This window comes from Rhodovulum sp. (genome assembly GCF_011048875.1).
GTDB classification, from domain to species: Bacteria; Pseudomonadota; Alphaproteobacteria; order Rhodobacterales; family Rhodobacteraceae; genus Rhodovulum; species Rhodovulum tesquicola.
The window spans coordinates 1-8,678 of record NZ_DSDD01000265.1; the positions used below are offsets into that span (position 1 = coordinate 1).

At 67.7% G+C, this 8,678-nt stretch carries 11 protein-coding genes, 1 tRNA gene and 3 pseudogenes; 2 read left to right on the forward strand and 13 right to left on the reverse strand.

Going from position 1 to position 8,678, the window contains the following annotated elements:
- Positions 1 to 243 (forward strand): annotated as a pseudogene (locus tag ENN83_RS09255) (hypothetical protein); the annotation flags it as partial.
- Entirely contained in the window at positions 240 to 455 is a 216-nt protein-coding gene (locus tag ENN83_RS09260) for a hypothetical protein (protein WP_287186177.1), read from the forward strand. The pseudogene ENN83_RS09255 and the gene ENN83_RS09260, both read left to right, overlap by 4 nt.
- A gap of 63 nt (positions 456 to 518) precedes the next feature.
- Here the strand turns inward: ENN83_RS09260 and ENN83_RS09265 are convergent.
- From ENN83_RS09265 to murA, 13 genes and pseudogenes are all read right to left on the reverse strand, one after another.
- Positions 519 to 593: transfer RNA gene (locus tag ENN83_RS09265), tRNA-Phe, on the reverse strand.
- Between the two features lie 78 nt (positions 594 to 671).
- Positions 672 to 854 (reverse strand): DNA gyrase inhibitor YacG, encoded by a 183-nt coding sequence (locus ENN83_RS09270; protein WP_287186179.1) that lies wholly within the window; start codon positions 852 to 854, stop codon positions 672 to 674.
- Positions 851 to 1,894, reverse strand: a complete 1,044-nt coding sequence (locus ENN83_RS09275; protein WP_287186181.1) for a ribonuclease E/G — start codon at positions 1,892 to 1,894, stop codon at positions 851 to 853. Before ENN83_RS09275 ends, ENN83_RS09270 begins: the two co-directional genes overlap by 4 nt.
- Positions 1,891 to 2,469, reverse strand: coding sequence for a Maf family protein (locus ENN83_RS09280; RefSeq protein ID WP_287186183.1), 579 nt, complete (start codon positions 2,467 to 2,469; stop codon positions 1,891 to 1,893). The genes ENN83_RS09275 and ENN83_RS09280 overlap by 4 nt, the downstream gene beginning before the upstream one ends.
- A gap of 1 nt (position 2,470) precedes the next feature.
- Positions 2,471 to 2,689, reverse strand: a complete 219-nt coding sequence (infA, locus tag ENN83_RS09285) for a translation initiation factor IF-1 (protein WP_287186185.1) — start codon at positions 2,687 to 2,689, stop codon at positions 2,471 to 2,473.
- Between the two features lie 68 nt (positions 2,690 to 2,757).
- Complete coding sequence (locus ENN83_RS09290) at positions 2,758 to 3,651, reverse strand: carbon-nitrogen hydrolase family protein (RefSeq protein WP_287186187.1); 894 nt, start codon at positions 3,649 to 3,651, stop codon at positions 2,758 to 2,760.
- Between the two features lie 253 nt (positions 3,652 to 3,904).
- Positions 3,905 to 4,156: pseudogene (locus ENN83_RS16935) on the reverse strand (GNAT family N-acetyltransferase); the annotation flags it as partial.
- A gap of 74 nt (positions 4,157 to 4,230) precedes the next feature.
- Positions 4,231 to 4,629: pseudogene (locus ENN83_RS09300) on the reverse strand (nuclear transport factor 2 family protein).
- Positions 4,626 to 5,093 (reverse strand): low molecular weight phosphatase family protein, encoded by a 468-nt coding sequence (locus ENN83_RS09305; RefSeq protein WP_287186190.1) that lies wholly within the window; start codon positions 5,091 to 5,093, stop codon positions 4,626 to 4,628. Before ENN83_RS09305 ends, ENN83_RS09300 begins: the two are co-directional and overlap by 4 nt.
- Position 5,094: 1 nt before the next feature.
- Positions 5,095 to 5,580, reverse strand: a complete 486-nt coding sequence (locus tag ENN83_RS09310) for a UPF0262 family protein (RefSeq protein WP_287186192.1) — start codon at positions 5,578 to 5,580, stop codon at positions 5,095 to 5,097.
- Positions 5,577 to 6,887: a histidinol dehydrogenase gene (gene hisD / locus ENN83_RS09315; protein WP_287186195.1), complete on the reverse strand. Its 1,311-nt coding sequence runs from the start codon at positions 6,885 to 6,887 to the stop codon at positions 5,577 to 5,579. The genes ENN83_RS09310 and hisD overlap by 4 nt, the downstream gene beginning before the upstream one ends.
- A 116-nt stretch (positions 6,888 to 7,003) precedes the next feature.
- Complete coding sequence (locus ENN83_RS09320; protein ID WP_287186198.1) at positions 7,004 to 7,489, reverse strand: DUF2948 family protein; 486 nt, start codon at positions 7,487 to 7,489, stop codon at positions 7,004 to 7,006.
- The coding region (gene murA / locus ENN83_RS09325; protein ID WP_287186201.1) for a UDP-N-acetylglucosamine 1-carboxyvinyltransferase at positions 7,486 to 8,678 on the reverse strand (1,193 nt) is incomplete at its 5' end. The genes murA and ENN83_RS09320, both read right to left, overlap by 4 nt.

Consider the following 8,678-nt stretch of genomic DNA (forward strand, 5'->3'; position numbering starts at 1 on the left):
CTGTGCCTCGAACGCATCGCCCCGCCCCGCAAGGATAGCCCGGTGCAATTCGACCTGCCCCGCATGGAAACCGCCCGCGATGCTGCAACGGCGGCTGGGGCGGTGCTGGACGCGGTGGCCGATGGCGAACTGACCCCGACCGAAGGCGCGCATGTCATGGGGCTTATCGAAGCCTTTCGGCGAACGCTTGAAACAACGGAACTGGAAGCCCGCGTGGCGGCACTGGAGGACAACGCGTTATGACCTTGCGGAAGCGGATTGCCCGACTGGAAGGCAAGCGTGGGGAGGCCAGCGCTGGGCCTTCCGTGGTTCTGATCTGCGACGCCCTGACCCGCGAACCCGGCGCGGCGCTGATGCTGGGCGGCGGGGGTTTGACCCGTGAAGCTGGCGAAAGCGTTGAAGCCTTCACGGCTCGGGCCGAAGCTTTCAGCAACGCGCAAAGGGTGGATAATTAGGGGGATACGCGCAACCCGCTCGGGGAAATTTTCTAGGCATTCCAGACGCTTAGCCTAAGAACATGGTGCCCGGGGGCGGAATCGAACCACCGACACGAGGATTTTCAATCCACTGCTCTACCCCTGAGCTACCCGGGCATGGGCGAAGCGGACGCTTCGGGTGGCGTGCTTTTAGACGGGTGAGAGGGGGCTGTCCAGAGGGTTTCGGACATAAAATCAGTGCGGTTTCGTCGGCGGATCCGGCAGATCTCGTGCTGCGTCGTCAAGGTCGTCAGGGCTGTCGACGGGAACCGCGTAGCTGCCCGCCAACCACTTGCCCAGATCGATATCGGCGCAGCGGCGTGAGCAGAACGGGCGGTAGGCGGGGTCGGTGGGTTTCTTGCAGATCGGGCAGGTCATGGGACCATGGCCTCGCACAGGGGCAGGCGTTCGCGCTTGCGGGTCAGTTCGGCGTGGCCCAGGGGGGTCCATCCGACCAGCGTGGTTTCCACCGGATCGGCGCGGAAGGCGGCGGTCAGGATCTGGTCCAGCGCCGTGCGATCCTTTTTCGACATCGGCGCGAAGTCGATCACGATCTGGCCGGCCAGACCGCGGAGCCGCAGGAGCCGCGGCAGCGCGCGGGCCGCGGCGATGTTGGCCTTGAGACCCGCGGCGGGCGAGGTGTCGGGGCCGGTATTCACGTCCACGGCCACCAGCGCGCGGGTCGGCTCGACGAAGAGGCTGCCACCCCCGGGCAGCGGATCGGGACCCGCAAGCGCCGCGATCGCGTCCAGAACGCCGGTCTCGGCGAAGCTCCCGGGGCGGTCGATCACCTCGTCGGGGTCGCGCTCGGCCCAGTCGCGCCAGGCGCGGTCATGGGCGTCGGGGGCGTCGAGCAGCAGGTCGGGCGCGCCCTCCGCCGGTTCGGACAGGATGTCCCGGGCGAGGCCGCACATGATCGCGATATCCTCGGTGATGGCCTCGTCCGCGACGCCGTCGCAGGCTGACCGCAGGATCAGGCCCAGATGGTTTATCGCGCCCGCCATGGCGTCATGGGCGATTTCCAGCAGCCGGTCGCGCTCGGCCTCGTCGCGAATGCTGCGCGCGACATTGAAGCCCGGCGCATCGGGCGTGACGATGGCATACCGGCTCTTGAACAGCAGCCGCTGCGTGACCGGCACGGCCTTGCCGGGCTCGGCATGGCCCGAGACCTGCACGAGGATCCCCTGACCGGGCTTCAGCCCGCGTGCCTGGCGCAGGAAGGCCGAGCCGGCAGGCAGGCGCAGGAAGGCGCCGCCCTGTCCCTTGACCTGCCGGTCCACCACGGCGCGGAAGATGGCACCCGGCGCGGGGCGGTCGTCGGGCGGGTCGATGAAAAGATCGTCCAGCCGCCCGTCCACCATCAGCGCCGCGGCCTTGCGGCCCGCGATCTCGTCGAGGATGACGCTGCGTCCCTTCATGCCTGCCCCCCATGGACCGGGTAGCCTGCCCCCGCCAGCAGCGCCGCGGTTTCCGCAAGCGGCAGGCCCACCACCGCCGAGAAGGATCCGTTGATCCAGGGCACGAACGCGCCCGCCAGCCCCTGGATGCCGTAGCCCCCGGCCTTGCCCTGCCATTCGCCCAGGGCGAGATAGGCGTTGAGTTCGGTGTCTGACAGGTTCTTGAATTTGACCGTGGTCACCACGTCGCGCTCCCACACCCGGTCGCCGCGGCGCAGGGCGACGGCGGTGATCACCCGGTGGCGCCGACCCGACAGCGCCAACAGGAACTCGGCCGCCTCGCCTGCGCTGTCCGGCTTGCCGAGGATGCGCCGGCCCAGTGCCACGGTCGTGTCGGCACAGAGGACCAGGTCGTCCTCGGCGGCCTCGACCGCGCGGGCCTTCTCGATGGCCATGCGTGCGCAATAGGGCCGGGGAAGTTCGCCCTTGGCAGGCGTTTCGTCGATATCGGCGGCGCGCACCGCGTCGGGGACGACGCCGATTTGCGCCAGCAGCTCCCTGCGGCGCGGGCTGGCGGACCCGAGGATCAGCCGCAAGTTACTTGAAGCGGTAGTTGATCCGACCCTTGGTCAGATCGTAGGGGGTCATCTCGACCTGAACCCGGTCGCCGGCCAGAACGCGGATGCGGTTCTTGCGCATCTTGCCTGCCGTGTGCGCGATGAGTTCATGGCCGTTCTCAAGCTCGACCCGGAATGTCGCGTTCGGCAGGAGTTCCTTCACGACGCCGGGGAATTCGAGCATTTCTTCCTTGGCCATGAACACTCCATCGAAGGTTACCCGGCTTTTCGCGGGCGCCAACTAGATGCGCCCGATCCGTTCATATTTCAAGTCGTAAATGCATCGAACGGCACGGAAACGACAGATGCTGTGCGCGCGTCCTGCTCGGGCCAATGCGCGGCATTCTCCACCGCCCCTTCGGCACGGACACGGGCGATGGTATCGCGGTCAGCTTCGCCATAGACCCAGCCGGGAGCGTTCAGGGCCCCCTCGGCCAGCACGCCGGTCGGCGGAAAGCCCAGGTCGGGCGGACCGTAAATCGCCGCTGCGCCGACATTTTCGTCGACGGCCGGGCACCATTCGGCGGTGCCCACGGCGGGGGCCTGCACGACGACGCACTGGCCCTCCAGCGCGCGTGCCATGGCACCCACGCGCACCCGCCAATAGCCCGTCAGCGCATCGGTGCAGGACGGCACCAGGAGTATTTCGGCCCTCGCCGCGACCATGGCGCGCGCCAAGAGCGGGAATTCGGAATCATAGCAGATCAGCACGCCGATCTTTCCCAGCCAGGTCTCGAACAGGGTCAGCGGGCCGCCGGGGTGGACATCCCAGGTCTCGCGTTCGAAGCGGGTCATGATCTGCTTGTCCTGACAGCCGACCTGTCCGCCGGGTCCGAAGAGCCGCGCGCGATTCACCGGCCGCTCACCCCGCCAGACCGGGGCACTCGCGGCAAGGATGTGGACACCATACGAAATCGCCAGCCGGGCATGCAGCGCATCCGCGGCCTCGACCCGATCCGCGACGGCCCGAAGCGACCGTTCCAGGTCCGCCGCCGCCTCGGGCCCGGCAAGCGAGGCCAGTTCCATCGCGCCGTATTCGGGGAAGACCAGCAGGTCCGCTCGCTGACCCGCGGCCTCTGCCACCCAACGGGACAGCTTGTCCTCGTAGCTGGCCCAACTGTCGTGCCAGTCGATGGGCCAGGCGGCGGCGGCGATCCTCATAGCGGCTTGATCCAGAATTGCAGGTCGTGGCTTGGGGGGCGGGCTGGTCGATATCCTTCCACTCGAATTGCGCGACCACGGCATCGAGCCGCTCATAGCCGCGCTTCGTCCAGAAGGCATTGGGCGGGCGATAGTCGGCAGGTTTCAGCGGGTGATCGGCCGGGCGCAGCACGCTGCAAAAGGTGCAGAAGCGGCGGCCCAGGCGGCGACTGTGATCCTCGCGCGCGGCGAAGAAGGCATGCCCCGCCCCCTGCCCGCGATACTCGGGCAGGAGCACGCTTTCGGCACAATAGAAGACCTCGGCCAGATCGTAGCCCGTGCCCGCAAAGGCCGCCGCGAAATCGTCGGAATGATCCTCCAGCGGTGTGCCGGTCGAGGCGCCGACGATCCGGCCGCCATCGAAGGCCACGACGAGGATCGCGCGCGGATTGTCGCGATAGCTGGTCAGATAGCGCCGTTCATGGGCCGGATCGCCATCGTGGAGACAGGGCCAGTCGCGGAACACCCGGATGCGCAACGCGGCCAGATCGTCGAGGGCGGCCTAGACCTCCGGCCCCGTCAGCACCCGGAAATCCAGGCTCATTTCACCTGCCTCAGCCAGTCGGCAAGGTTGTAATAGGTGGTCACGCGGGCGATCATCTTGCCATCCCTCAGCGTGAAGAACGACCCCGCGGGCAGCACATGGGTCTGGCCACGCGCTTCGGGCAGGCTCGAATCCGTCTCCGGACAGGAGCCGTTCACGACATATTCGGCAGCGGCGCGCGTGCCGTCCTCGGTCGCGAAGGTCACCATGTCGGTCAGGGTCTCGCGGTAGCAGCGGGACATATGGACGCAGAACTAGGCGAAGGCGGGCTTGCCGCGGCGGATCACGCCTTCGTTGACATGATGTTCGACATCCTCGGCCAGTTCGGCCAGCATCCCTTGGGTGTCGCCCGCGTTGAAGGCGACGAAATAGCGTTCGATGACGTCCCGGCTCATGGTTCTCTGCCTTGCATAGGCGGGCCGAAGCGGCCGATCAGCCGCTCGACGATCTGGTCCCTTGTCTGGCGATAGGCGGCAAGTTTCGCCTCGCGCGTCTCGCCCAGGCCGGTCGGGTCCAGAACCGGCCAGTATTCCACGTCGAGATGGTAGTAGCGCGTCAGTTCCTGCGCGCGCCGCAGGCTGGCGGGGCTCATCGCGATGATGAGGTCGAAGCCTGACAGATCGTCGCCCCATTCCTCCATCTCGTCGAAGGAGCGGGTCTGGTGGCGGTCGATCTCGACCCCGATCTCGTCGCAGACGGCAACGGAAAAGCCGTCCACCTCGCGGTCGTTGCGCACGCCCACGGACTGGACGTAGGTGTCGTTTCCATAGAACTTCTTCGTGATCCCCTCGGCCATCGGCGAACGGACCGAGTTGTGATCGCAGCAGAACAGGACCGACGAGGGGAGCGGCCCGGCCAAGTCAGCCCCCGAAATGCAGGACGCAGACCAGGGTGAACAACCGGCGCGCGGTGTCGATGTCCAGTTCCGCCTTGCCGTCGAGACGCTCCCGAAGGATGCGCGCACCTTCGTTGTGGATGCCGCGCCGGGCCATGTCGATGGCCTCGATCTGGCTGGGCGGCAGGCGCTTGACGGCGTCGAAATAGCTTTCGCAGATCTGCCAGTAATCCTTGACCGCCTGCCGGAAGGGCGACAGCGACAGGTGGAACTCGGCCGCGGGATCGCCGGTTTCGGTGCGCACATCGAAGACCAGCCGTTTTTCCCGGATCGACAGCACCAGCCGGTAGGGGCCGTCCGGCGCAGGCCGGTCGTCACGCCCGGGCAGCGCGAAGGAATTGTCCTCCATCAGGTCGAACAGCGCGACCTTGCGTTCCTGCTCGATTTCCGGCGTCGGCGGCGGCAGGTTCGAATCGTCAAGTTCCACATGGATCAGACGGGCGAGGGTCATGGCTGGTCCCCGTTCAGGCGATCAAGCCGCGCGCGGACGGAAAGCCCATGCGCCTCGAGGCTTTCCGAGATGGCAAGCGTCTCGGCGGCAGCGCCGATCGCCTTGAGGGCGGCGGGCGTCATGCGGGCGATCGTTGTTCGTTTCATGAAATCCAGAACCGACAGCCCGGATGAGAAACGGGCCGAACGCGCGGTGGGCAGGACGTGATTCGGGCCGCCGACATAATCGCCGATCGCCTCTGGCGTCCAGGCGCCGAGGAAGATTGCACCGGCATGGGTGATCTTCGTCGCCAGCGCATCGGCGTCGGCCACGCAGAGTTCCAGATGCTCGGGCGCGACGCGATTGGACAGTTCGGCCGCTTCGTCCAGATCGCGCACGGTGATGATCGCACCGAAATCGCGCCAGCTTGCCCCGGCGATGGCGCGACGTTCCAGCGTTTCCAGCCGCTTGTCCACCGCCGCGGCGACCGCCCGGCCGAACGCTGCATCGTCGGTGACCAGGATCGACTGGGCGCTTTCGTCATGTTCGGCCTGCGACAGCAGATCAAGCGCGATCCAGTCGGGATCATTGTCGGCATCGGCGATCACCAGAATCTCGGAGGGTCCCGCGATCATGTCGATGCCGACCTTGCCGAACACCCGCCGCTTGGCCGCCGCCACATAGGCGTTGCCCGGGCCGGTGATCTTGTCGACGGGCCGGATCGTCTGCGTGCCATAGGCCATCGCCGCAATCGCCTGCGCGCCCCCGATGCGATAGATCGTGTCAACGCCTGACAGCCGCGCGGCCAGCAGCACCAGCGGGTTGACCTTGCCATCCGGTGTCGGCGCGCAGATCACCAGCCGCTCGACCCCTGCGACATGGGCGGGGATCGCGTTCATCAGCACCGACGAGGGATAGGAGGCCAGCCCCCCCGGCACGTAAAGCCCCGCGGCCGAAACAGGCGTCCAGCGCCAGCCCAGCGTCGCGCCCTCGGGGTCGGTCCAGTGCACGTCCTCGGGCATCTGGCGGACGTGATAGGCGCGGATGCGCTCGGCCGCGCGTTCCAGCGCCTCGCGCTCGGCGGCGGGCACCTTCGCACATTCACGCTCGATCTCTTCGGGGGAAAAGGCCAGCGTCTCGGGGCTGAGCGCCAGCCGGTCGAAGCGCGCGGTCAGCTCGATCACCGCGGCATCGCCCAACGCGCGGACATCGGCGATGATCTCGGAAACGACAGCATCCACATCGGGGCTGTCCTCGCGCTTGGCGGTCAGAAGCGCGGCGAACTCTGCCTCGAACGTCGCCGCTGTACTGTCCAGGAAAACCGGCATGTCGCCCCCCATGAGCCTCACGCGCCCGTGTGTAGCGGCAATCCTTCGCCGGGGGAACACCCCAAAGGGGATGCATGCAGCACCCGACGACGGGGCGGACCGGCCGGGGCAGAGCGTCAGGGGTGGTCGGGCGCCTTCCCCGAGGGGGCCTGATAGGGGCGGGTGACATCGTGGAGCGACACCTCGAGGCACTCGACCTCGACCGCCACGGCGCCATCGCCCGCCAGCGTCAAGACGACCCGGCCCGCGCCGTCCTCGCCCGGCTCGAAGCCGATCGACAGAAGCGACAGCACGAGACCGGGATTGCCCCGGTCAATGCCCTGGCTGGACACGGCGCGCACGTCCTCGATGCTCAATACCGATTGCACGCGCTCATAGGGGCTGCCGCGGCGCTCTGCGGTCTCGCGGCTTTCCCAGCGGAAGCGGTTCACAAGCAATGCCAGCCGCCGACCGCGCCGGTCCCAGCGCATTTCGCTTGCGGGCAGCACCGCATCCTGCACAAGTGCCGAGATTACCTGCAAATCTTCCGGCCCGACCGCCAGCAGGTGCAACGGCCGCTCCGCCCCGTCCGCGAAACGCGCGTCCTCGTCCGGTCTGGTCATTGGCCGCTGACCCTTTCGATATGCGCCCCGCAGGCACCCAGCTTCTGCTCGACCTTCTCGTAACCTCGATCCAGGTGATAAACCCGGCTGACGACGGTTTCGCCCTCGGCTGCCAGCGCCGCGAGAATCAACGAGACCGAGGCACGGAGATCGGTCGCCATCACCGGCGCGCCCTTCAGCCGCTGGACCCCGCTGACGGTCGCGGTGCCGCCATGCACCTCGATCCGCGCGCCCATCCGGATCAGCTCGGGCGCATGCATGAAGCGGTTCTCGAAGATCGTCTCCTCCAGCCGGCTTTCGCCGGACGCGGTGCACAGAAGCGCCATCATCTGCGCCTGAAGATCGGTCGGAAAGCCCGGGAAGGGCTCGGTCCGGACATTGACGGCGCCGACATCGCCATTGCGGCGGCTGACGCGGATACCGGCCGGGGTTTCCTCGCAGGTGACGCCCGCTTCCTCCAGCTTGTCGGCAAAGGCCCGCACCAGATCCAGCCGCCCGCCCAGGCAGGTGACCTCGCCGCCGGTGATCGCAGGCGCCAGCATGTAGGTGCCCAGTTCGATCCGGTCGGGCACGACCGCATGCGTGGCCCCGCCCAGGCTGTCGACCCCCTCGATGGTGATGGTGTCCGTGCCCTCGCCCTCGATATGCGCGCCCATCGCGCGCAGGCAGCGGGCCAGGTCCACGATTTCGGGCTCGCGCGCGGCATTGCGGATCTCGGTGATGCCCCGGGCCAGCGTCGCGGCCATCAGCGCGTTCTCGGTTGCGCCGACCGACACTTGCGGGAACTCGATCACCGCGCCCTTCAGCCCGCCGGGCGCGCGCGCACGGACATAGCCGTTGCGCAGGTCAAGCTCGGCGCCCATCGCCTCGAACGCCCTCAGATGCAGATCGACCGGCCGCGCGCCGATGGCACAGCCGCCGGGCAGCGAAACCTCGGCATGTCCGCAGCGCGCCAGCAGCGGCCCCAGAACCAGGATCGAGGCGCGCATCTTGCGCACGATGTCGTAATCGGCCCGCGTACCGGTCAGATCATGCGAGGACAGCGCCAGAACCTTGCCTCGGTGCAGCGCCGAGATCTCGGCGCCCAGCGACTGCAACAGCGTCGTCATGGTGCGGATATCCGACAGCCGCGGCGCGTTGGTCAGCGTCAGCGGCGCGTCCGTCAGCAGCGTGGCGGGCATCAGCGCGA

Excerpts from the sequence above, each read along its gene's own strand:
- hisD (WP_287186195.1), bottom strand. The coding sequence starts at position 6,887 with ATGCCGGTTTTCCTGGACAGTACAGCGGCGACGTTCGAGGCAGAGTTC.
- ENN83_RS09275 (WP_287186181.1), bottom strand. The coding sequence starts at position 1,894 with ATGAAGGGACGCAGCGTCATCCTCGACGAGATCGCGGGCCGCAAGGCC.
- ENN83_RS09290 (WP_287186187.1), bottom strand. The coding sequence starts at position 3,651 with ATGAGGATCGCCGCCGCCGCCTGGCCCATCGACTGGCACGACAGTTGG.
- infA (WP_287186185.1), bottom strand. The coding sequence starts at position 2,689 with ATGGCCAAGGAAGAAATGCTCGAATTCCCCGGCGTCGTGAAGGAACTC.
- ENN83_RS09260 (WP_287186177.1), top strand. The coding sequence starts at position 240 with ATGACCTTGCGGAAGCGGATTGCCCGACTGGAAGGCAAGCGTGGGGAG.
- ENN83_RS09270 (WP_287186179.1), bottom strand. The coding sequence starts at position 854 with ATGACCTGCCCGATCTGCAAGAAACCCACCGACCCCGCCTACCGCCCG.
- ENN83_RS09320 (WP_287186198.1), bottom strand. The coding sequence starts at position 7,489 with ATGACCAGACCGGACGAGGACGCGCGTTTCGCGGACGGGGCGGAGCGG.
- ENN83_RS09310 (WP_287186192.1), bottom strand. The coding sequence starts at position 5,580 with ATGACCCTCGCCCGTCTGATCCATGTGGAACTTGACGATTCGAACCTG.